General features: G+C 63.4%; 23 protein-coding genes. 10 read left to right on the top strand and 13 right to left on the bottom strand.

Annotation, left to right across the window (positions count from 1 at the left end; all coding sequences use genetic code 11):
- The first annotated feature begins 1 nt into the window (after position 1).
- From NIBR502770_RS11890 to NIBR502770_RS11880, 3 genes are all read left to right on the top strand, one after another.
- On the top strand, positions 2–1126 hold the full coding sequence (locus NIBR502770_RS11890) for a kelch motif-containing protein (protein WP_168223163.1): 1125 nt from the start codon (positions 2–4) through the stop codon (positions 1124–1126).
- Positions 1127–1963: 837 nt separating this feature from the next.
- A complete protein-coding gene (locus tag NIBR502770_RS11885) occupies positions 1964–2353 on the top strand; it encodes a hypothetical protein (protein WP_141182068.1) in 390 nt (129 codons plus the stop codon).
- A 104-nt stretch (positions 2354–2457) separates the two neighbouring features.
- On the top strand, positions 2458–2865 hold the full coding sequence (locus tag NIBR502770_RS11880; RefSeq protein ID WP_141182067.1) for a hypothetical protein: 408 nt from the start codon (positions 2458–2460) through the stop codon (positions 2863–2865).
- Here NIBR502770_RS11880 and NIBR502770_RS11875 read toward each other — a convergent pair whose 3' ends face one another.
- The 4 genes from NIBR502770_RS11875 to NIBR502770_RS11860 form a co-directional block, all read right to left on the bottom strand.
- Positions 2866–4248 carry a hypothetical protein gene (locus tag NIBR502770_RS11875; RefSeq protein WP_141182066.1) on the bottom strand — a complete coding sequence of 461 codons (1383 nt, stop codon included), beginning with the start codon at positions 4246–4248 and terminating at the stop codon, positions 2866–2868. It lies immediately after the preceding gene.
- Positions 4242–4424, bottom strand: coding sequence for a hypothetical protein (locus tag NIBR502770_RS11870; RefSeq protein WP_141182065.1), 183 nt, complete (start codon positions 4422–4424; stop codon positions 4242–4244). The genes NIBR502770_RS11875 and NIBR502770_RS11870 overlap by 7 nt, the downstream gene beginning before the upstream one ends.
- Positions 4425–6622: 2198 nt before the next feature.
- Complete coding sequence (locus tag NIBR502770_RS11865) at positions 6623–7189, bottom strand: hypothetical protein (RefSeq protein WP_141182064.1); 567 nt, start codon at positions 7187–7189, stop codon at positions 6623–6625.
- A gap of 60 nt (positions 7190–7249) precedes the next feature.
- Positions 7250–7477, bottom strand: coding sequence for a hypothetical protein (locus NIBR502770_RS11860; protein ID WP_141182063.1), 228 nt, complete (start codon positions 7475–7477; stop codon positions 7250–7252).
- Positions 7478–7551: 74 nt separating this feature from the next.
- Here NIBR502770_RS11860 and NIBR502770_RS11855 point away from each other — a divergent pair, with 74 nt between their 5' ends.
- Positions 7552–8418, top strand: a complete 867-nt coding sequence (locus tag NIBR502770_RS11855) for a DUF4429 domain-containing protein (RefSeq protein ID WP_246857255.1) — start codon at positions 7552–7554, stop codon at positions 8416–8418.
- Between the two features lie 91 nt (positions 8419–8509).
- Here NIBR502770_RS11855 and NIBR502770_RS11850 read toward each other — a convergent pair whose 3' ends face one another.
- From NIBR502770_RS11850 to NIBR502770_RS11820, 8 genes are all read right to left on the bottom strand, one after another.
- A complete protein-coding gene (locus NIBR502770_RS11850; protein ID WP_141182062.1) occupies positions 8510–8764 on the bottom strand; it encodes a hypothetical protein in 255 nt (84 codons plus the stop codon).
- A gap of 50 nt (positions 8765–8814) precedes the next feature.
- Entirely contained in the window at positions 8815–9186 is a 372-nt protein-coding gene (locus NIBR502770_RS11845; RefSeq protein ID WP_141182061.1) for a hypothetical protein, read from the bottom strand.
- A 46-nt stretch (positions 9187–9232) separates the two neighbouring features.
- Positions 9233–9484: a hypothetical protein gene (locus tag NIBR502770_RS11840; protein ID WP_246857254.1), complete on the bottom strand. Its 252-nt coding sequence runs from the start codon at positions 9482–9484 to the stop codon at positions 9233–9235.
- 585 nt (positions 9485–10069) lie between these two features.
- Positions 10070–10516 (bottom strand): hypothetical protein, encoded by a 447-nt coding sequence (locus NIBR502770_RS11835; RefSeq protein WP_141182060.1) that lies wholly within the window; start codon positions 10514–10516, stop codon positions 10070–10072.
- Between the two features lie 103 nt (positions 10517–10619).
- Complete coding sequence (locus NIBR502770_RS11830; RefSeq protein WP_141182059.1) at positions 10620–10949, bottom strand: hypothetical protein; 330 nt, start codon at positions 10947–10949, stop codon at positions 10620–10622.
- 95 nt (positions 10950–11044) lie between these two features.
- On the bottom strand, positions 11045–11158 hold the full coding sequence (locus tag NIBR502770_RS21875; RefSeq protein WP_371416519.1) for a hypothetical protein: 114 nt from the start codon (positions 11156–11158) through the stop codon (positions 11045–11047).
- A gap of 237 nt (positions 11159–11395) precedes the next feature.
- Positions 11396–11800 carry a hypothetical protein gene (locus tag NIBR502770_RS11825; protein ID WP_210418857.1) on the bottom strand — a complete coding sequence of 135 codons (405 nt, stop codon included), beginning with the start codon at positions 11798–11800 and terminating at the stop codon, positions 11396–11398.
- 1198 nt (positions 11801–12998) lie between these two features.
- Positions 12999–13766: a DUF2637 domain-containing protein gene (locus NIBR502770_RS11820; protein WP_246857253.1), complete on the bottom strand. Its 768-nt coding sequence runs from the start codon at positions 13764–13766 to the stop codon at positions 12999–13001.
- A 318-nt stretch (positions 13767–14084) separates the two neighbouring features.
- On the opposite strand from NIBR502770_RS11820, the gene NIBR502770_RS21355 reads away from it, so the two are divergent.
- Both NIBR502770_RS21355 and NIBR502770_RS11810 read left to right on the top strand, forming a co-directional pair.
- A complete protein-coding gene (locus NIBR502770_RS21355) occupies positions 14085–14618 on the top strand; it encodes a DUF2958 domain-containing protein (protein WP_210418856.1) in 534 nt (177 codons plus the stop codon).
- Between the two features lie 312 nt (positions 14619–14930).
- Positions 14931–16163 carry a hypothetical protein gene (locus NIBR502770_RS11810; protein ID WP_141182058.1) on the top strand — a complete coding sequence of 411 codons (1233 nt, stop codon included), beginning with the start codon at positions 14931–14933 and terminating at the stop codon, positions 16161–16163.
- A 588-nt stretch (positions 16164–16751) separates the two neighbouring features.
- On the opposite strand, the gene NIBR502770_RS11805 is transcribed toward NIBR502770_RS11810, so the two are convergent.
- Positions 16752–17312 carry a hypothetical protein gene (locus NIBR502770_RS11805; RefSeq protein WP_141182057.1) on the bottom strand — a complete coding sequence of 187 codons (561 nt, stop codon included), beginning with the start codon at positions 17310–17312 and terminating at the stop codon, positions 16752–16754.
- 144 nt (positions 17313–17456) lie between these two features.
- On the opposite strand from NIBR502770_RS11805, the gene NIBR502770_RS11800 reads away from it, so the two are divergent.
- The 4 genes from NIBR502770_RS11800 (at position 17457) to NIBR502770_RS11790 (ending at position 21234) form a co-directional block, all read left to right on the top strand.
- Positions 17457–17780, top strand: a complete 324-nt coding sequence (locus NIBR502770_RS11800) for a hypothetical protein (RefSeq protein ID WP_141182056.1) — start codon at positions 17457–17459, stop codon at positions 17778–17780.
- Positions 17781–17873: 93 nt separating this feature from the next.
- Positions 17874–18020, top strand: a complete 147-nt coding sequence (locus NIBR502770_RS21200) for a hypothetical protein (protein WP_168223162.1) — start codon at positions 17874–17876, stop codon at positions 18018–18020.
- Positions 18021–18688: 668 nt separating this feature from the next.
- Positions 18689–20074: a hypothetical protein gene (locus NIBR502770_RS21350; protein ID WP_210418855.1), complete on the top strand. Its 1386-nt coding sequence runs from the start codon at positions 18689–18691 to the stop codon at positions 20072–20074.
- 554 nt (positions 20075–20628) lie between these two features.
- A complete protein-coding gene (locus NIBR502770_RS11790; protein ID WP_141182055.1) occupies positions 20629–21234 on the top strand; it encodes a hypothetical protein in 606 nt (201 codons plus the stop codon).
- Positions 21235–21237: the final 3 nt, after the last annotated feature.

The raw sequence follows: 21237 nt of genomic DNA, 5'->3' as shown, positions 1-21237 counted from the left end.
AATGAAGCAGATACTGACAATGGGCTGTCCGCACTTCGATTACCCAAAGGGAAGTACGGCCCAGGCTGCAGCCTTCATTCATGACCTCATCAGTCCTCCGGCAAGGTTCCCCAGCGGAACGGTCGCCGCTGGGCTGATGTCCTCCCCTCACGACGGTGGGACTGCAACCAAGCTCCAAAACGGAGACGTGCTTGTGGCAGGAGGGGACGGGGTGCTTGAATCTCCTACATCCATCGCTGAGATTTACCATCCTTCCTCGAACTCTTGGACGACGGTATCTCCGATGTCGGTAGAGAGGGGCCAGAACCACACCGCCACCTGGCTGCCGGACAACAGAGTCCTGCTCCTAGGAGGAAACCTAGGGTTTCAAGGTACGGCGGATACTGCCGAAATTTTCGATCCAGCCACCGGCAGTTGGTCACCGGCCGCCCACACCCTGAGCCCCTCGCGGAATGGTCACACTGCAGTCCTACTTTCCAGTGGTAAAGTGCTTGTCGCCGGAGGTTACGGCGATGCGGCGGCCACCGCTGAGCTTTATGACCCGTCGACCAACACATGGTCATATACGGGAGCCCTGACTACCCCGCGCTCCGGAGCTAAGGCGACGCTTTTGCACGGAGGCAAAGTGTTGCTATCCGGAGGACAACTCGCTTCTGGAGGCTTGACGGGTAGCGCCGAGATCTATGACCCTTCAAAGGGCACATGGACCGCCACAGGAAGTATGTCCATGCCCCGATGGGCCTTTACGAGCGCGATCCTTCCCGATGGCCGCATCCTTGTAGCGGGCGGACTCAACGGGTCCCAATCGTCGGGTACCACACAGGCCAGTGTCGAACTCTACGATCCCAAAAAGGGGAGCTGGACAGCCGCCCAAAGCATGGCATCGGGACGGGTGGAACCCGCTGCCGTCACCCTGCCTAACGGCCAAGTACTCATCTCAGGTGGCATCGACCCGTACGGTCACCTTCTCTCGACAGCGGAATCGTACGACCCAGCGTCGGGATTATGGCACCTCGCCGCCGTTATGACCGCTGGAAGATCGATTCATATGATGACAGTCTTGAACAGCGGGAAGGTGTTGATTGCGGGCGGTGACGGAGGACTGACAGCCGAACTCTACGGGTAGGGTTTTCTGACTTTTCAAGATCCCAGTCTCAGAAAGTCCCGTCGTACCTCATCGTGCGGCGGGGCTTTCCCGTGCCCGCGAGTCGGGCAGCGATGGTCCGGAAAAGCTGCGGCGATTGTGCCTCCCGGCTGTGTGCGGGATCAGCTGTTGCCGGTGACTTCCGCCCAATCCCCGTGGGCCTGCCGGACCACAGGGTGGTCGCGTTGCTCGCCAGTCGAAATCGTTGGCGAAGACACTGGCCTCCGTGCTGTCCGCCTCGTAAATTGTGATGCCGGTGTGCCTTCCGTGTACGCCTGCCGGTTGGCCTCCACCCTTCAACGGTATAGGCGGGATCCGCCGGCCCGGGCGCCCGGAACAGGGAGCGCAGAGCTGCTGTAAGGGCGCGGAGAACTTTTGCGACCGTTTTCGGTGCGGCTATGGCCGACCATGACCGACCACCTGGTCGGTCATAAAGATCCGTGCCAGCACTGGGAAGCAGGGCCCTTATGTACATATCCACCCTGATCACGTTCGCGGCGAAGGAGGCGTCGTTTGTCAGGCCGGTCGCGGCCCGTCCGTAGCTGCCGTTCATGCTCAGTGCCAGACCAGGGAGACGACAAACCAGATCCCCAGGGCGATCATGGCCAGCGCCATGACCTTGCCGCCGTCACCGTTCAACCAGCCCTCGATGACCCGCTTGTTGTCGTTCTTTTTCGGGGCTTTAGCCTATCCGCTCATGTCACTGAACATGCGTAGACCCGGGCCGCACGGCGGGCCGACAGACCCTTTATTTTCGGCGCCGCAGGACGTACAACAATGGGAATTGGTTGGCTGGGGCCGCCGGATGAAGGAGGGCCCGTGGGCTTGAGGGACGACGCGGAGAAGTTGATCAAGGAGGGCCGGGCTGCTGCGGCTGAGGCTGCCCGAATCTACCGCGATGAGGTGCTCGCCGGGGTGCCTAACGCTATCACCAGATGGTGCAGCGAAGCCCTCGACATGAGCGCCTTTGAGTCGTACACGGTGCTTAACGACTATTGGAAGTCAGAGGAGACTTACCAGTGGTACGTGGTGGAGGTGGAGTTCCAGCTGGAGGACATTACCTTCTATGGGTACGTGCAGGCATACGACCGCTCAACCATCGGACGCCTTGACCAAGTTCGCGTACGGAAGCCCGGAGGATTCCCGGGGCCATTTGTCACAAATAAAGAAACCCTCGCCAAGGCGCTCGAGTTTCACGAGAAGTGGTGACCCAGCGATGCTCGTCTCCGGCCGGAGAGCAGTTTTTGCGCCGGACCCATTGACCACCCGGAAGTGGCGAGCAGAACCGCATGCTAACATGCAAAGGAAGCGACGTGGGACTACGCGACGAGGCAGAGAAGATCAACGCTGAGAGGTCGGCCCAGGAAGCTGTGGCAAGGGCTGATCCCCTCGTTGCAGCCAAGGCCAGGGTCAGGGGTGCTCTCAAGAACTGGTGCGCATCAAGAGGGCTGTATCAGACCCCCGACTACGTCATAACTGATGTGTCCAAGCGATTGCAAAGCTATGGTGATGACTACCCCATTCCGTGTGTCTCCTTCTCCTTCGAGGTCGAGGGGATCGAGTTTCGAGCAGAGCTGTGGGTGCGACTCGTATCGCACGAACTGCTCGTAAGGGCTCCGGCCGCGCCAGGTGTCAGGCAGGTGCGGGGTATCCAAGATGTCGCCGCAGTCATTTGGGAAATGGAGAACCGGGGCGGGAAGGGGTCCCCTCCACAAACCTGATCAGTATTCGACGCGGAGCCGGGGAGGGAGTTTGGCGCGGCCGCCGTTGCCGACGGCGCCGCCGAGCGGGCGGCCCTTCACCGTCTCGGGCCGGACCGGTGCCGGGTGCGGGACACCGGTCCGGGCGCGTCCCATCGGGGATCCGATCAGGTGGGTGTGGTCGCCCTGGCGCATCCAGTGCGGGGTCGCGGCGAGCATCGGGGCGTTGTCCACGACGGCCATCGGGTCGAACGTGTCCCACGGGGTGAAGTCGTAGTCGGAGAGCAGGTCGCGCTGGACCCACCGGTCCGGGCCGGTGCCGGAGCCGAGGGCGAAGTCGGCGGTGAGGTTCAGGAACTCTTCGGACAGGACGTGCTCGGCCGGGAAGTATTCCTCCCAGTGCGCGATCCCTATCCGGGCGGCGGGGGAGTCCGTACCGGTGGACGGGAATTCGCGCAGGACCTTGGCCATGCGCTTGTAGATCTCGTGCCGCGGATCCGCAGAGGTGTGCCGTGACCGGTCGGGGTGCGGGGCGGCGATGAACAGAACGGTCAACCCGGAGGTCTCCAGCGGCCGGTCGTTGATCAGCTGTGCCCAGCGGCGGATCTTGTTCTCGAATCCGGTCGACGCCGAGGCGGTCAGTTCGTAGGCGATGCGCATCCCGTCGGGACGGATGAGGACGCCGTCGGCGCGGCGGTTGTCCGGATTCTTCACCGTCTTACGCAGCCCGGTGCCGGCGAGCAGGTCAACGGTGGCGAACTTCTCGCCCATGACCGCACCCAGCTGCAGGAACTCTGCCGCGCGCAGCGCCAGCTCGGCGGCAAGGACATTGTGCCGGTCGTACTGGCCGCCGGAGGACCAGGGCATGCCGCCGGTCACCGACGCCCACTCCGGCCAGGTCAGGGTCGGTGCGATGAGCTTGTCGAAGACGGCCGAGTTCGCCGGCCGGTACACGCTGTTGCGGGCCAGCCCGAACCTCGACAGCGGGTGGGAGTAGGTGCCCAGGTCCAGCAGCCCGAGGGCGAAGGACGCGGAGAGCGTGGAGTATGCCGGGTCCAGGAAGAGGGTGGAGCCGGTGAACGCGGCGACCTGTTCGGCGGTCGCGGTCCGCCAGGAATCCAGCACCGCCCAGACGGCCAGGCGATCGGCCCGGCCCCGCGGGGAGGTGAGCTGGCGCAGCGCGGTTTCCTCGTCCGGGAGCAGCTTCTTGTTCACGGCACCAACCGTCTCGTTGCGCCGGCGGGCCATCGCCTGGGTGAACCAGAGTGCTTGGGACCCGGGCGCCCACAGCTGGCCCCAGTACGGGTCCTGCCGGTTGTGGCAGGCGACCGCGGCGGCGGTGCAGGCGGACGGGACCGAGGAGGCGTGGGCGGTGGACGTGGCGGCGTGAATGGCGGCTACCATGTCGGTCCACCGGTGGTCGCGGGTGCGTAGCCCTGGGCCGCGGGGAAGGTCGCGGTGCCCATGTTGGCGACCGCGGGAGCAAAAGTCCCGGCCCGTTGGGTGTAGGTTGTGGGGTTTGTATCGATGCCGCCGGCGCGGGCAAGGCGGTAGATCAGCTGTTCCATGCCCCGGAACATGCGCAGATTTCTGGAGGACAGCCCCCTAGCACCCCGCATGGGCTATTTGGGGCGCATGCGATCGGGAAAAACACTGGGAAAACGACCCAAAACCCCGGAAGCCGGGTTTCGTGCCCCGCGGGCTCTTCTCACCTCTACACCTGAAGATTTGAGGCTCGTCATTTTGCAGGCATCATTGGTCTAGCCTGTCCATCCTTACAGTGTGCGGCTGGATTCCAAATCGGTCAGGGTTGGGGAAATTTTCTGCCAACAGGGCTGGCGCAGCCGGGTCTTCGCCTGCGGCGGGCCTTCAATGCCTGCCGGCGGCCGTCCCGGAGGTGGTGACGCCTGTGGGTTGGCGTCAGTGGGGTGGCGCCTGGCGGCGGGCCTTTAACGCGGCGGCGCCGGTGCTGCGTGCATGTCACCTGTGTTGGGGATGCTGTCCCTGCCGGGGCGGACGCCTGCCTGGCTGGCTCTGCAATGTTGGTCCAGCAGCGTGGTGGTTGGAGGCGCTCCGCGCCGGGGGAGTGCCCACAGAGTCAGCGGATTGTTCACCGTCCCGTCAGCTGAACGCATCCCGGGACCATGAAGCTTTCTGCGGCGCAGCCGCTCCCGACGAACACACCGCCAGCGAAAAGCATGACCGTACCGCCAGCTCCCCCAGGGCGAAGCCCTGCACCAGCGACACCGCCCCCAAGACAAGACACCGCCGGCCTGGAGCACCCCACCTGCGGCGTAGCCGCACGCCAGCAAGAAGCACCAACGAGAAGTCAGCGGAACGTGCCAACGGCGCGAGCAACGAGCAGGGAAACTCGACGAGGGGACGCTCCGCGTCCCAGCCAACGAAACGTGCACCGCAGCGCACCACGGACCGGTCCCGTCGTGAGCGCAGCGAACCAGGGCAAGGCCGACGCCGGGCACAAGCACCCCGGCCGGCCACGCAGGCGTCCGCGCGCGCAGCGCGCAGCGCCCGCGGCACGCGGGAGCAGGCGGCGCAGCCGCCAGGGAAACACGAAGCGGAACGATTCGCAGGGAAACATTCAGCCCCTCGGAACGGGAAGCAACCCGCTACACGAAGGGGCGAGGGGCGAGGCCCCGAGTCCTCTTAATATGCCCACACCCGGACCAGCCAGACAGAAAACCTGACCGGCACCGCGGCTATCGCCGGCCACACCGCACGGCCTGACGGCGGCGCGAGGGTGACGGGGTTTGCGCTATCGCGCGGGCTGGTCCGTCCACTGAGCTACTCTCATTGGGTCGGATCTCGGAGTGGGCCTACCGGCATCGAAGGATTCGGCAGGGACCATGAAGAGAGGGACGTGTGAGCAGGAAACACGATGAGGCGAAAGCTGCCCGCCGGGCGCAAAAACAACGTCCGACGCTGATTCCGTCCGCTCCGCAACGCCACCGTGATGACGGCTCGCCCGTGGCCGGCGAGGGCCAGGTGTACGGGACCAGGACGGGCAAGAAGTATCACAGCCAGTGGTGCGGGGTCATGGCGGCGCAGTGGCGGGACCGCCCGGGGACGCCCTCGCATCAAAGGTGAGCCCGGCTGATCTCCGGGACGACGGCTCGCCGATCGCCGGCGAAGAGCAGGTGTACCTGACCCGGTCCGGCAGGCAGTACCACACCCAGTGGTGCCCAAGCATCGAGGGCCGCTGGCGGACCAGCCCCGATCGGGTCTTCGTGTCGGCATTGACTGATGTTGGTGAGCGCACCGTCTGCCCACAGTGTGAGCACCCGGAGGCCGGCAGTGCCCTGCGTCCTCTGATCACGGTTGAGACGACCAACGTGAGGGAGGACGGCTCGCCGATTGCAGGTGAAGGCCAGGTGTACGTGACCCGGACGGGCAAGCGGTACCACCCCATTTGGTGCTCGGTCTTGGCGGGCCATTGGCGGGACAACCCGGGGAAGGTCTTCGTGTCCGCGCTGGCGGACGTTGGTGGGCGTACGAGTTGCCCCAACTGTGAGCAGACGGGGCAGCAGTCCGGATCCGGTCGGGCGGAGTGGCGGCGGCTCAATGGCGAGTTGGATCGCCTCGGCAGGGTCATTGCCCGCATCCTCGTGGCGAACGGACCGGAAGGGGGTCAACCAGTTGGGGCCACACGTGATCCGCTTTCAGGGAAACGGAGGCGGAGCTGAACAAATTGTCCTTGCGGGTCAACGGCAGGCTCCCGGATTCAGACGAGTCTCCGGACCCGTAGGCTATGCCGGCGGGGTCAGTCGATGGCGGCCATGATGGTGGCCAGGGCGTCGTCGGCGGTGGCGCCGGGAACGTTGCTGACCCGCACGCTGTAGAACTGGTCGTGCGTGCAGAGGACGGCCTCGCTCAAGACCGGGTCGTGCTGTGCGATCCATGCCGACCAGCCGTGGTCCGTGACCCAGCCCGCGGTGATCCGGGTGCTGCCGGGGCCAATGTTTCCGTCATGACATTGTTCGGTGAAGACGGCGCGGTCATCGTCGTTGTTGAGGGCCTGTGCCTCCAGGTTGACCCCTTTCAGGGGGTCAAGAATGTCCGAGGTATACCAGCAGCTGAGGGTGTTCATGGCGTCCGGCTCCGGCGGGTCAGGCCGGTACAAGGGGACGTCAGGAAACCTGGCCAGGTAGGCCTCGGCCTTGTCGCAGAACTGAGCCGAGGGCTGGCCGGTGACGGGGGTCTTGCCCGCCGGACCGGTCAAGGTTGGGCTCGGTGGTGGTCCGTGCGTGACCAAGGGCAGCCATGGCGCGCAGCCGGAGAGCCCCAGCGTGAGGACCACCAGTCCGGCGGCGACGTGACACGACTGCATGGCATCCCCCTTGCTTCAGCGATGGTTCACAGTAGCAGCCTGTCCGCCCCGGACGGGAGCCTATTTTGGGCGCGGGTACCGGCGCCGCACCCCGTAGTCGGAGGCCGCGCAGTTGTATTCGGGCAGGTCCACCGACAGGACACCGTCCACGATCACCAGGTCCTGCTCGGCCGGCACCCCAGGTTCGGGGAACCGCTTGAGCAGCGTCACCAGATGGGTCTTGGTGATGGCTCCGGGCGTGCTGATGGAGGCCTGGAGAGCGCTGTGAAGGCTTGCTGGGTTTCTCACGGCACCCATGTGTGCGGACCACCTGGGCAATGTCCCCATGTTGCCTCCGGGGTCCATGTTGTTAGAGTCATCGCGTGGGCATACGACAGCAGAGCATCCAATGGGTTCTTCAGGCAGCACAACCGGCAGCAACGACGCACATCCTGGAAGCGGCCGAGGCGCTCAAATTCAAGGCCAGCGCAACTGCAGACAAGATCCTGGTTGAGTCACCCTACTCCATTCGGGCGAACACTTTCGCCGGAAAATACACCGGAAGCGTGGTGCCCGACGGTGATGGCACTGTTGTCGTCTGGGAGATCGAGGGCCAGGGGAGCAACCAGCCGAGGAACATTGAAAAGCTTGCCGAAAAACTTCCCGCCGGCCTGCTCGTCAGTGCCGGGCCCGTCCTGGCCCCTGTCGCCGGGGCGTCGGCGGCTCCAGGTGATGCCGACTACCGGGCAAAGCACGGCATCCCGGCCGACTCCGTCCTCGCGGTCGGTGTAGCTGGCTACTGCGCCTTCGACGGTCAGTTCGTCACCATCCAGCACGTCGGCGCGCTCGGCCGTATGACGGTCGGAAAGGGTGCCAAGAGGGTTCCTCTGGCCTCGATTACGGGAGTCCAGATCAAACCGGCCGGACCTTTGGTGAATGGGTTCATCCAATTCACCCTGCCGGGCGGCAACGAGCGACGCAGCTCGTTCGGAAGACAGACCACGGATGCTGCCAGTGATGAAAACTCGATCGTCTTCAACCGCAGCCAGGAGGCGAGCTTCTTGGCTTTCCGTGACGCGGTGGAGCAGGCCATTACTGCTCGGCACAATCCAGCCACGCCTGCGACCACGGCTGCCACGGCCCCGTCTATTCTGGACCAGATCGCGCAGATGGCCAGCTTGCGTGACGCAGGAGTATTGACGGATGAGGAGTTTGAGGCCAAGAAGGCGGAGTTGCTCAAGCGCCTCTGAGCGGAGCCGGCCGTCGGAACGGTCGCCGAATTTCACGGCTCGGTGTCCGGGACGTTGTGCTTGAACACCAGGTCAGCGCCGGCGGGCGATGTCATGTGGGGTCTCCGTTGTTGATAAGTCGGACGATCTTGTCCAGCGGAACGGACAGGGGCATGCCCTGGGGTGTGCCGCGGAACGTGACCGGGATGGCGACGAGCAGGTCCCCGGTCCGGGTGCTGCGGCGCATGTTGACGGTGTCGGCGTCCTCCATGGCGGTCCAGTGCTTGCCGCCGCGGCCCTGGACGAAGGTCTGTCCGGCCTTGAGGTCCTGGGCCAGGGCGTAGTGGGGAGCGGTCGAATCAGGCATGGCACCCATGTGTGCGGCCTCCGATTAGGCGCTCCCCACGCCCTGGATGATCACTCGTAGTTGACTCGGTCAACCAGCTTGTTGTCGCCGGTAACAGTCATTTTGAGGGTGAAGGTTCTCTCTGGACGGGTCATCGGGATGCGAACGATGCTCGCCCCGTTCTCGCCGGGGGCTGAGCTGGGGTCGCCGAGCTTGCACTCAGGCGGCATTTTGCTGTTGTTGCCAAGGATCTCGCCGCCGGTCAGATCATGGGCACGCTGCTGCTCCTCCGGGGTCATGAGCTTGGCCGCTGCGGCGGTGTCCCGGGCAAGAAGGTCCTTGGCGACTTCCTTGCTGTTGGACTCAGCGGAAGGCGCACCGCATGCGGTCAGCGTCAGGACGGCGGCGGTGATGAGGATGGCGGCGGAACTGGAGTGTTTCATGGAATTCCTATTCGGTTGAGGTTGCGCGGACGGAGTGGTGGTCGGCTCAGGCATGCTGCGCCAACTTCTCCGGGCCGGGGTAGGGGTTTGCCCGGTTGGGGCCGACCCGGCCGTAGCCGGAGTGCTCGAAGTCGATGGCTTCCGCGTGGGCTTCGTCCTCGGCGCCCTGGATGTAGCCTTCGCGCCAGACGGCGGCGAAATAGCCGGCGGCGTCGGTGGCATGCCGGAGGCCGGCGAGATGCGCGGTGAGCTGCGAGGAGATGACGGCGGTCGCTGTGACCAGGGTCAGGAGGATCATGGGCCTAATGTGTACGGAGCTCGCCCGGATCCTTCCCGCACCCGATGACAGGCCCTCCCGTCGGTCCTAGAATTCACTGACCATTTCTCTCCAGACCGGACCGGGAGGTGCTCGATGGGCCTCGAGGAAGAAGCGATCGCTGCAGCGCGACGGCAAGATGCTTTAGAGAGCTAGCGATCAGATGAGCAGCGATACTGGTAACGGAAGCGCGATGCTGCTCGCGAGCAGCACTTGCTCGATCTTGCATGGCGTGAGTTGCAGAAATGGTGTGAGGGGTTGGGTCTCACTACCTGGCCGCAATCGCTGTCCTATGATTTCTCCTGGACCGGTTGGAGAATCACGAATGACGAAGAAGGCCGGGCGCTGACCTGCGAAATCGAATGGGACCTCCAAGGCCACAGGTTTGAGGGGACCATCCGGCACCTCTACACGGACAGCTACGCCGCATCAGATGAGACGCGATGGCTCCGTATCGTAGACGCGTATCGCTTTCCCAATGGTCACTTCAATGTCCGAATCTACGTGGATGGAAGTGAACCGCCAGCGGACGGGTATCCTGCAAACTCGTTGGCCGAGATAGGGCAGTCAATCATGAAGGCGCGGGATGGTGTCTGAACGGTCGTGCTGGTGCCGCTCGAACCGTAGCCCTAGGGGTTCTCCCGCATCCACTGCATTGGCTTGCGCGTTGACTCCTTCTCGTCCTTCACTGACTGTCGGTACCTTGCACTGGCCCGGGGCCAGGTTGATGTCCACGGCGACCTTGTCGGGGGAGTGGACGGTCTTCACGGCCGCTGCGGTGCCCGGCATCGGACCAGCCGGGATGGCAGCCACGGTCTGAGCGGCCCCCTCGGCCGTGTCCTGGCCCTCGGTGCTGTCCTCGTCATCACCTTGCGCTGACGGAGCCGCGGAGGCGCTCGGTGCCGGTGCGGCTGACGGGTGCTTCTGGGAGTTGGTGTAGAGGAAGCCGACGACCACCAGGAGGGCGATCAATGCAGCGGCGAAGAGGGCGAGGCGGGAGCGGGAGTAGGTCATGACCTTCATGTGTACGGCGGATCGGCAGGCCGTCCCCGGTGTCCCGGGAGCAGCCCGCTCAGTTCTACCCCGCCCGCGCCCCTGGAGCCGTGCGGCGCGCCGGTCAGGCGGCCACGGAGGTGCTCGCAGAGGTGTCGAGCTGGGCGAGCAGGGCACTGTCCGACGGCATGTGAATGGCGGTTCGCCAGGGGTTGCCCAGCGGGTCATTTCCGGCGGGGACGACGACGCTGTCCAGGACGTGCTTGCCGTTCATGTAGCGGGTCAGTTTGATGGCGATGCGCTGCCCGTCCTCCATCAGCCGGGCCTCCTGGAAGTGCCCGGTGACCAGGCGGCCGTTGTGGTCCACCGAACCGGTCTGGATGTACAGGCCGTTCAGCTGCGGGGCGAGAGCGACAAGGTTGTCGCTGGGGATGGCACGGATCTGGATGCTCATGCTGTCCCATGTGTACGGACGATGCGGCAGCGGTTCCCGGTCAAAGACCAGCACCCCTCCCCGCGGCGGCAGGAAGGGGTGCTGGTGTTCTGGTCCTAGTAGGAGATGCCGGTGCCGGAGGGGCCCCAGTGGATGACGCCGTTCTGGAAGTTGTGCGCGACGTTGCCGCCCGGTCCGGTCGGGTATTCACCGCTGGTGGCGAATCCCAGCCGCCCCGCTGGTCCGCCGGCGCCGCGGTACAGGCTGCCGATGCCGCCGAAGACGAAGGTCCCGCCGGAGGAGGGGAGCCAGCCGTGTTCAGGACAGGGGTCGTGGGAACCACCAGCTCGGGATCGTTCTTTCGCCCAAAGCCCGGCCAGCGCAGCCGGAACAGCTTGTTGGGGGAGTCGCCCGGGACGTAGAGGCGACGCGTAGGCACTGGGGGACCCTCAGCCCACTCAGGCCCGCTAGTCATTGACCGCTCCTTCTCCGTGTTCGGGGCAGGAGTCGTGGGCGTAGGCCACCGGATCGCCGGGGACGGCGACTCCAACGTCGGAGGCGCGGTGGCAGAGGCCATTGCAGCCAGGTTCGTCACCGGGAAGGTCGTCCCGGATCCCGAGCAGGTAGTCGTTCCGTGCGGCTTCCTCTTCGAGCCTGGCGATCCGGTCCTTCTTGGCCTGGAGGCTGTTCTCGAACGACGCGAGGTCTTCGCGGGCGTCATCGAGCCGGTGCAGGAGATCACTGCGGTCTGCCACGGCCATGCGGAGGAGTTGCCTTTCGACGGCCGGCGCGAAGACGTCGTCCTTGCCCGTGCGCCGCAGGTACTCGACCCTCATCCGGTTGGCGGCCTCCTCGTCGGATATGCGTTGCATCGAGGGACCCTGGACGGGAGCATTGTCGGATTTCCCCCTGAAGCTTTGAGTATCGAGGCAAGACTAGCGGCCGGCGCGGTCCAAGGCCTGGCGCGCCTCGCGCAGCGCCTGGCCTTGTGCACCGCTGAACACCGCGCCGGCAGGGCTTCGTCCAACTTCAGCGATGAGCGCTGAAACGCTGAAAACGCGTGAAATCGCTGATTTTTGCCGTTTTGGGCCGCCCGATGACCGACCTGACCGACCTGTGACCGATCAGTTGACCACCTCTACTTCCCAGTGCTGGCGCGGAAAAACGGGAATGGGCGACCTGGCGAGCATTTCGGGGGTATGCCTATAGGGGAGAAGAGGAGTACGAAGGGGAAGCAAGGGCCCTTATATGTAGTAGTAGTTAAATGATTGGTTAAGTCGCCATATATATATAAAGGGGCCTGCTTCCCAGTACTGGCGCGGATTTTTGTGGGCGACCACCTGATCGCCATGTGGTCGCCATGGTCGCCATCGGCCGTTCCTTACGGGACCCGTCGATTGTGCACGTGCCAGCGCGCTTTGCTCACCAATTCAAAATGCTCGACGCAGCCGCTGGTGATAAGTGGTTCCGTCCCCGCAGGCCAGCCCGGTAGGGCCGTCGCGGTAAGAGGGAAAGCCCGTTGCGGTGCTTTCATCTATCACCTAGGGTTTTGAACCGAGAGGCTTCAAATACCCGGCAACAGACGTCCGGGCTACGAGGCGGGGTTGCCAGCAACATTCGGTAGGACTCCATCCCAAGGGCTAGCCCCAAGGGTAAATCGTAATTTCATATGACGACCAGCACTATCCGCTGGTGTATGCCGTCCCACGCCTCACCGGGAGCATCTGTCGTTCGTCAATAGGAGTGTCGGGTTTAACCGCGCACCTCGGCGGTCAAAGGAAGCCCCGTGCATCAAAACCGCTTGGGATGGGTTGGAACCTTTCTTGGCCTTTGGCTGCGCTACGCGGAACTGCTAGGGATGTTGCCCCGCAATGTTGGGTATGTTCAAGTTCGATTGTCCTTGGGCCCACCAATTCCGTCTGTCGGCCAACTGCCGCCGCCTTTTCGTGTGGGACGTGGGCTCATACATGCATCGCGTTGGTTCCTTTGCGCTCCGCGCGGATGAACTTGGCGAGGCACGCATGTCATCAAAATGCATAGGGTAACGTCCCCTCGGGGGGCCGACATCAACTACCACGGAAGCTTCGACGAACCTTGGCCGAGGTGTCTCGCCGCCTGGGCTTCGGCCAGGACACGTGCGACCGTGGTCTTTGAAATCCCCAGGCGCGCGGCAATGGTTCGCTGGCTGAGCTTGTCCCTCTCGGCTAGTTCCCGGATGGCATGACGGTCCACTCGAGCACGTCCTTTCTGAGTGGTCCGCAGGTGGTCCTTTTGGGTGGTCCAGAGGTGATCCTTTTGGTGTTCCATAGCTGGTCCATTCGAGTTGGCCCACCGGTCCATCGTGTGGTCCTTTTCGCCGACGAGGACCATTTTCTTGGTCGCCCGACGCCGGCGCTGGGCGACCGATCCGTACACCGGGGCGACCGCCAGCTTGACCGTCGTCTCGGTGGCGAAGAGGAGGCTGATGGGCATGATCGAGGCCAGGAAGGCGCCGAACAAGACAGCGCCGTTCAGCTCGGTGACGACTCCTCCGGGTGCGAGAACGTGGGCGGCGTTCGCGGTCACGGAAACGGCCGTGAAGAAGCCGACAGCGACCCAGGAAAGGGTCGTCGATTCCCCGCGGGCCCTTTGAACACTGGCTGCCATGGCATATACTAGGATCGTGGCGTCCACCACGATGGGCACAAGCCAGCGGAGCTGCTCGGGGATGCCGGCCCACGACGCGGCTTGGATCAACCCCAGGAACGAGAGGGTGAAACTGGCTACCGCCAGCACTGCCACCAACCCCAGCGACAAAAGCATCATCGTCCCGCCGTCGGGCTCAATACGTGCGCTCACAGCTGTCCTTCCTGCTCTCTAACCACGGTCTGGCCGTCCTGGATGCCCAGTGTAGAGGTGGTCCACGACAGTGAAAGGACCAGGGAAAAGGACCAGCACCGGTTTTGAAATGGACCGCCAAATTGACCACCCCTGTGGACCAGCAAAACGAACCACCCCTGAACCACCAAAAAGGACCACCCTCCGGAGGGCATGATTCGGCACCCAGGGTGAGGCTCCCGGGCACCTCTTTCCGGCGTCGCGGGAGGGCCGCCGACAGGACACATCGGGCCATCCCAAATGCCGGTTAGAAGAAACTTTGCCCAGGTCTGCGCGTTTTTGAAATCAGCCGCACACGGACGGCATGGGCATCTCGAAAGCACACCGCCTGGCCCTCCTTCGGGCAACGTTCGCCCAGATCGCAGGCCACGGGAGGGTGAGTGGGGCTACGCCAGCCTCACCGAGATCGAGAAGCTCCGGGGACAGTTCGGCCTGCCCATCGAACGGGAGCTGGACTTCAAGCCCGGCACCCTGGCCAAGGAATGCATCCCCCAGTACGTCGCTGAGGAGGCGGAACGGAAGGCCGAAGCCGAGGCTAATGAGGCGTCGGCAGCAGCACTGGCCGCTGCGGCGGCAACGGCCGGCACTGCCCAGGCACACGAGGACGACGATGACCGGGACTTCGACTGGCCCGAGGACGAAGGTGACCCGCTCAGCCCCGAGGACCGCGAGAAGTGGGACTCCCACCACCGCTGGGCCTACATCGGCGCCATTGACCTCTCGGTACGAAAGGGTTTGAGGACCGCGACCAGGCGGAGCGGTTCGCCGGCTTCGCAGCCAACGTCTACATGGAATCAGGCTGGGACGGAATGATGGACATCCACGGCGTCATCGACGACTGGCACGCCCAGGAATACCCCAACGGCTAAAGCCTCAGAGCACCCCTGTGACTTCAAAGCTGTAGGGGATTTCTATTCATCCCCCGTATTGGTGCCCGGGGGTGATTTACCTCTTGACAAGAAAGTGCAAAAGATCAAAATTGATTCTGCGCTAGTTCTGGGGACGGACTGTCAGGTCGCTGGGGACCGATCGGGCATATGCGATAAGACCGCCATGTGCTGCTAATCGAGGCGACGATCTCGGAAATTGGTCTCCACCGTGAACTCAGGTAAAGGACCTGGACCCATGGCAACAAAATTCCGCGTGGAAGCACTGAATATCTACTGCGTCACCCCGGAGCATGGGTGGCCTACGGACAACGACCAAATATATCTGATGGGAGCCATGTCGAACGGCGATAAATCGACGCCCATACTGGTCGGTGACCCGATAAAAATTAAGAACCCGGAGGACACATTCGAGCCCTTGACGTGCAAATTGGGCGACGTCATCGACCTTACTGTTGCTGCGGCGAGCATGTTCCAGTTTGAACTGGACGTAGACGAAACAGACACCATAGGCATCGCCTTGGGCGGTTACAGTCAAAGTCTCCTACACACGTGGGCCAGCTACGAGAAGTTGGCAGGAGACATCGCTGCTGCGGCCGGCAGCGTCCTTTCTAGCGGCGATAATCCGCTCAGCAAGGCCATCGGCAGCTTTCTCCAGCAATTGCCGACCCTGATAAAGGACGTCTCCGATCTGGATAAGGATACGGTATTGGGGAGTTTGTTGGCACCGCTTCAGATGACTGACCTATTTCCTGGCAACGCCTTCTACTCAGTCCCCATGACGAACGGGGGCCACTACGTTGTGGACTTGAGGCTTACTCGAGATGACCGCGACTACAGGGCAGCCGGCAAGGTACTTCAATACCCCAGAGATACCCTCCCGGAGGGCGTGCCGGGGTCAGTCAGTTTCGTCCTGCACAACACCGGTCGACAAACTATTCCGTCTGGCAGGACTCAACTTACGACAGTAACAGTGGACACGAGTCAATCGCCGCACGCCTACAAAGAGACCGGCAACGGTTGGTTTGATCCCGTTCCGATTACAACCGACGTGCAGCCCGGGCAGGACTACAGCTACACCTTCGGCATCAAGGCACCTCCCTCTGTTGGTAGTCACGAGTTCGAACTTGCCTTGAATATCGAGGGGATCGGAATTGTGCCGCTGAATGGAGATCACTACATCTGGCTATCCTCTGGGGGATCGATGGAGGTGACCGCAAGCAGGCTGCATCCAATCCCAATTCTTCATGGAATGAGGTTCAATGTCCTTTTCTCAGCAGTGGACAGCTTCACTAAACAGATAGTGGCACCGTCCACGATTCAGGTATACGCGGACGGGAAGCTCGTAGGGGACGCGACGAAAACGTATCCGGAATCTGTGACTTTCCTAGCTAAGACTGCCGCTGTCAGCTATTTCCCGCACTATGAACTGAGAGCGGACGGATATGTTCCGGCCCCTTGGGAACCTTAACTTACAAGGTGACAGCGATGCCTGATGACACTATTCCCACAAGCGAACTTTATTCTGGAGATCCCCTTGCCGATGGCGCCACAGGAGCAAGCCCGCCGGCCAGGGAGACTACAGCGTCCGGGAGCGGAGGACCTCTGCCCGCGACAACCTTGTCCAACCTTGATAATCCCACGGGTCCACTCTCGCCCTTGAAGACATCGGAGGCAGCCGCGACAGGCGGCGTGTTCATATCCTCCGACTCGTTGACATTCCCGACGGCAGCTGCGGTGTGCGCCGCCCTAGCGAACAGTTTCGGGGTCTTCTGGGCCTCGGCGCCGCATAACGTGTGGGTTGCTCTGGGGGTTTCTGCACTGGTTGGCGCAATAATCATCGTGGTCGGATGGCCCGCCCACGGAGCCACCAGCAGACAGGTAATCGTCTATTCGGTAACCGGCATTCTCAACATCCTTTTGCTGTTCGCGAGCGTGATGGGCCTTCTGTCCATGGCCACGCAAAAAGTTCCCGGCCTACCCACTTGACGGCGAACGGCAGATTCGAGGGACCCCGGCAACACAAAGATGTCGGGGTCTTTCTTTGTGAATCTGGGGTCTACCGTCCCAGGGAAGCGGGGCGAACGACGTCCATCCATTTCAGGAACTCGGCAACGGTGCCGATCCTGGCGATGCGTTCGTGGATGGCCTTCTGGTCGTGGCCGGGGATGAACTCGCCGGCGGTCGTCATTTCTCCGCAACCGCACGCGCACAACTGGCCGGCCTCGCCATCGAACTCGGGATCGTCGAAGTAGCGGACGGGGTTGCGGGAAGCGCTGACGGGGGATTCCTTGCCGACGTATTTGTCGAAGACGGGGTGGCCCTTCTCAAGGACCTTGCCGTTGATCGTGTAGCGGTCGTCGCGTTTCTCGTTCGGGTCACCGCTGTAGATGGTGGTCCGTTCCAGGTTGTCGATCTCGATGGCCTGGATGACTGTACGGCCGAAGGAGAACAGGGCGTAGCGTTCCTTCTGGGCCCGGGCTCCGATGGCCCATTCGCCATGGTTCGCCGCGTACATCTCGTCCTGGGTCATGCCCTCTTCGTATCCGACATAGGGGCGGCCGAGCCCGTCATGCTCAGGGTTGACGGGTTTCTTGGCGGTGACGGTGATGTGCAGCATTGGTGCTCCTTGACTTTTAGGTCAATAGTTGAGGTGCCCGGGTGCTCTAAGTATTGTTCCGGCTTTCTATAGTTGTCAATGCCGGGAGGCTCAACTATCAGATGGCCGGGAAGATGAGTCTGTTCCGCCGCACACATGGAGCCCATGGAACCGACCCCCGGACTGACCTTCACCGCCATCGACTTCGAGGCTGCCAACTCCGACCGCGCCTCCGCCGGCGCTGTCGGACTGGCTGTGGTCCGGGACGGCACCATCACGCGCACCAGGTCCTGGCTGATTAGGCCGCACACCGGCATCGACTCTTTTGACCCGAATGCTGGCCGCATCCATGGCATCGACGCCCAAATAATGGCCGGGGCGCCCTCCCTGGAGGAATCCATGCACACTCTTGCGGGCATCATCGGTGACGGGCCGGTGCTGGCCCACAACATCGGCTACGGCGCCGGAGTGATGCGCAGGTCCTTCTGAGATCGCGGGGCTACCGCAGCCGCGCAACGAATTCCGCTGCACAGAGAAGCTCGCCCCGCCGCCTTCAGATTGCCCCAAGAACAAGCTGATCCAGTGGCTGAACACTTGGGCCTTCCGGGATTCGCCGCCCACAACGCAGGCGACGACGCCCTCACATGCGCCCGGATAGCCCGGGCCATCGCCCGCCAACGGGACGCCGGCATCATCCGAAAGCTGTACGCAGGCCTTGGCGTCGCCTGACACGGTTCAAGGAGGTTATGAAGCGAGTCCAGGAGCCTCAACCCAATTTGTTGGTACAGTCCTAGGCGCGAACCGGGGGCCGCCCTGGTTGAAGCGGCAGAGCGGGGCCAAACGTGACCCTGCATATACATCCGGGTTGGAAGCTAGGTTATCCGAGGAACGCAGATCAGCACAGCGGAGCCCTTGAAGCTCCTTCATGAGGATTTCGTCTCGCAGGTAGCTGAGACCCGCAAGGCGCGAAGGCTCAACAGGGAACCGCAGCAGCGCGACCGCCTCATCAACGAACACTTGGCCCCGTATAGGTCGACATTTGGTGCCTCGACCGACCAAGATGCCTTGGCCATCAGCATCCGGGGCGCGGCCATCTCTAGGTCCACCAGCCCGATCATGAACAGACTCGCGGTTCGCATTCCGTTTAAGGCCGTCCCAAGCTGGTGGTCGGCCCGGTCTACGGTGGACCAGAACCGGCGCTACGTGGGGGCGTCGGCTTCCGGGTGTCTTTTTAGGTCGGCTGGGCGTCGGAAGGCCTCACTCAGGCCGGGGCAGTCCGACAAGGCCTCGCAGCCAGATCGTCGGACGACATAAACCCTGTTCGTCGATCAAAACGACATTGGCGGCGCTACGCTATTGCGCAGCGGCTTGGGCCGCACAGGGCAAAAGGGGAGAGCATGGCGGGGGACCAGGGCATCGTTGCCCAGCTGGAGCGGGCAGCGCGCCGCCACCTGGTATGGGCGTGGCTCAACGTCGGAATCGCTGTCGTCGGAGTCGTTTTGAGTCTCTCCTCGTACAACACGGCGACCCCAGGAAGCCGGTACGTCGTGTTCGGAGGAGCAATCGGCGGCGGCATACTCTTCGCCATCGTTAACACGGTCAGATACTTCCGCGCCATGAACCTCCTTATCCGCATCGCCGAGGCGGCGGAGGGGTCCCAACCGCCTGCTACGGCGAGTCCGGCACCGCAGCCGGCGCCCAGCGCCAACCATGCCAATGGACAGAAGCTTCAGGTCTTCAACCCGCCTCCCGGTTGGCCAAAAACACCAGAGGGGTGGAGGCCGGGGCCCGGCTGGGAGCCCGACCCATCCTGGCCCGCGCCGCCCGCAGGCTGGAGTTTCCTGGTTGACCCGGACCTTCAGATGGCACCGGTCGACCTCAGTGCCGACCTGTACCTGGGAGCGCCGGCCGGCGTGACAAAGCAACGCCTCGACGACATCTCAGACCGCGCCGCTGATGCAATTGCCTGGCAAGTCAGCACGGTGGCTGGCGAGAGACGCGAGAATCCCCTGACCACCCTGGCGACGTCTCCGCAGCACGTAGGGACAGCGGTTGTGAAGGCCAAAGAAAGAATCTTCACGCGGCTTCTGGCTGAAGCGAATTCCTGGACGCAGGAGTCCCAGGGGAATATCCACCAGTGGGAAGCCGCACTGCAGCACACCCGGATGATCATGGAGCGGCGCGAAGCCTTCGAAGTCCGGGCCCACAGGAGAATTAACGCGGTTCTTTCGGCTGCCACCGCGCCGCCACAGCAGGCACCCGCAGCGCCACCACGGACGCCGGGAGCACGTCCGACGCCGGCCTATAGTCCTCCACCCCGGAAGGAAGGCCACGCCGGCCTTATCGCCCTCGCCGCCGCCCTGGTCATCCTCATAGCTGGCGGGCTCGCCGTCGGGATTTCCCAGACCGGGACGTCATCGTCCAGATCCGACACTTCGTCCGCGGTGAATCCCAGCTTTAACCCGGCTGTCGTAAAAGCCTTGGAGGGGCAGGGTGACTGGTTTCAGAGTGGCTCCTTTTACGTGAAATGGGTCCCGCACGAGCAGTACACCTGCAACCCGGGAGTGGCCTGTACGGAGATCTTGCTGGAGACCCCCCTCTACTCCGGGTGCGGGTCCGCGGAGGCCATGGTCGACCTGCTTCAGAACGGGAAGGCCATTGGCACCGCACGCGGCCGGGCGAACAACATGACCACCGGTGTGCCGCAGAGAGTCCACATCCAGGCGGCCCCGGGTTTGAATCCCGACAAGGTCCAGGTGAACCACGTGAGCTGCACCGGCTAGGACCGAACCGCCTGGCAAAAGAGAAGCACCCCACCGCCGGCGGGGTGCTTCTCCATATGATGTCCCTGCTAAGGGGCGGGAACAGGAACCGCGCCGGGCTGGAGCGTGTTCAGCTGGGTCGCGGGGGCAACCACGTTGGCCGTAACCAATGCCGTGTCAGCGGCTTCCTTGGCACCACCCCGGCTCCAGGGTCATCTCGTCCTTGGCGCTTCAGACAACTCTCCCTGATGGTCGGGCCAAAGGAGCAGCATGATTCGGACCCACGGCAGGATCGACACCACTTGGCTGCACGCCGTTGAACCGGCAGGGTGACGGGTCATCGCACCACTGGAGTGCTCGTCTCGAGCGGTGTCCAGTGCATGACGGTGTGGGCCGGGAATGTGATGGCTGACCCGCCGGCTTCGATGCCGGCTTGATGCACTGGGACAGCACCGCCTTGGGTCAAAGACGCCGGGCCTATGCCCCGGAGACGCCGGTTCGAAACCGGCGCGCCCACCGCGAAGAGAACCCAGTCACCCGGTTAGGACGCAGGAAACCGGACGACGGGGGAGACCTTGAACGGCAAGCAGGACGACCGTCCCACCGAGGAGGAACTGAAGTTCCTCGCCGAGATGGGCATGACCGAAGTTGAGCCCGGCAGGTGGGCTTCCGGCTGGCAGGGCAGCGACCCCGGCATGCAGGAATGGTTCGACAACCTGGGCAGTGAGGGCGAAGAGCAGCTGGACCTGCTGATGCGTGCCGGCCGGGTGCAGAACGAGTTCGACATGGAGCGCTCCGGCGCCTCAAGCGCCGCCAGCGTCCAGATGATCAACGCCGGCCCGCTGGCCACCACCCCGCCTCCCGTGGAGGAAGAGGAAGAACATGGCGCTGTCCTGACTGCGTTCATTGCCATCCGCAACGACGCCCAGGAAGCTTTCGACGCGCTGGACGGCCAGGCCATCGAGGCGGCCTTCAACCAGATGTACGAGAAGTACGAAACCATGCCACCCCAGGACGCCCTGGCGGCCGCGCTCCGGTCCCTGGGCATCAAATGCAAGACCATCAACCTGGACGCCATGACCGCAGGCCCTGAAGGGCCTGACCCCAGCGACTACCCCGGTTTACGCGGGGCCGTCGTCCACATCGAAGGCGGCATCCGGAGATGGATCGACCCGGCTTAGGAG

Source organism: Pseudarthrobacter sp. NIBRBAC000502770 (genome assembly GCF_006517815.1).
In the GTDB taxonomy this organism is placed as follows: domain Bacteria; phylum Actinomycetota; class Actinomycetes; order Actinomycetales; family Micrococcaceae; genus Arthrobacter; species Arthrobacter niigatensis.
The sequence above is the reverse complement of the archived record's forward strand: the minus strand, read 5'-3'. Positions and strand labels throughout refer to the sequence as shown.

Excerpts from the sequence above, each read along its gene's own strand:
- NIBR502770_RS11890 (WP_168223163.1), top strand. The coding sequence starts at position 2 with ATGAAGCAGATACTGACAATGGGCTGTCCGCACTTCGATTACCCAAAG.
- NIBR502770_RS11875 (WP_141182066.1), bottom strand. The coding sequence starts at position 4,248 with ATGGTAGCCGCCATTCACGCCGCCACGTCCACCGCCCACGCCTCCTCG.
- NIBR502770_RS11870 (WP_141182065.1), bottom strand. The coding sequence starts at position 4,424 with ATGTTCCGGGGCATGGAACAGCTGATCTACCGCCTTGCCCGCGCCGGC.
- NIBR502770_RS11865 (WP_141182064.1), bottom strand. The coding sequence starts at position 7,189 with ATGCAGTCGTGTCACGTCGCCGCCGGACTGGTGGTCCTCACGCTGGGG.
- NIBR502770_RS11850 (WP_141182062.1), bottom strand. The coding sequence starts at position 8,764 with ATGCCTGATTCGACCGCTCCCCACTACGCCCTGGCCCAGGACCTCAAG.
- NIBR502770_RS11845 (WP_141182061.1), bottom strand. The coding sequence starts at position 9,186 with ATGAAACACTCCAGTTCCGCCGCCATCCTCATCACCGCCGCCGTCCTG.
- NIBR502770_RS11840 (WP_246857254.1), bottom strand. The coding sequence starts at position 9,484 with ATGATCCTCCTGACCCTGGTCACAGCGACCGCCGTCATCTCCTCGCAG.
- NIBR502770_RS11835 (WP_141182060.1), bottom strand. The coding sequence starts at position 10,516 with ATGACCTACTCCCGCTCCCGCCTCGCCCTCTTCGCCGCTGCATTGATC.
- NIBR502770_RS11830 (WP_141182059.1), bottom strand. The coding sequence starts at position 10,949 with ATGAGCATCCAGATCCGTGCCATCCCCAGCGACAACCTTGTCGCTCTC.
- NIBR502770_RS11825 (WP_210418857.1), bottom strand. The coding sequence starts at position 11,800 with ATGCAACGCATATCCGACGAGGAGGCCGCCAACCGGATGAGGGTCGAG.
- NIBR502770_RS11810 (WP_141182058.1), top strand. The coding sequence starts at position 14,931 with ATGGCAACAAAATTCCGCGTGGAAGCACTGAATATCTACTGCGTCACC.
- NIBR502770_RS11805 (WP_141182057.1), bottom strand. The coding sequence starts at position 17,312 with ATGCTGCACATCACCGTCACCGCCAAGAAACCCGTCAACCCTGAGCAT.
- NIBR502770_RS11800 (WP_141182056.1), top strand. The coding sequence starts at position 17,457 with ATGGAACCGACCCCCGGACTGACCTTCACCGCCATCGACTTCGAGGCT.
- NIBR502770_RS21350 (WP_210418855.1), top strand. The coding sequence starts at position 18,689 with ATGGCGGGGGACCAGGGCATCGTTGCCCAGCTGGAGCGGGCAGCGCGC.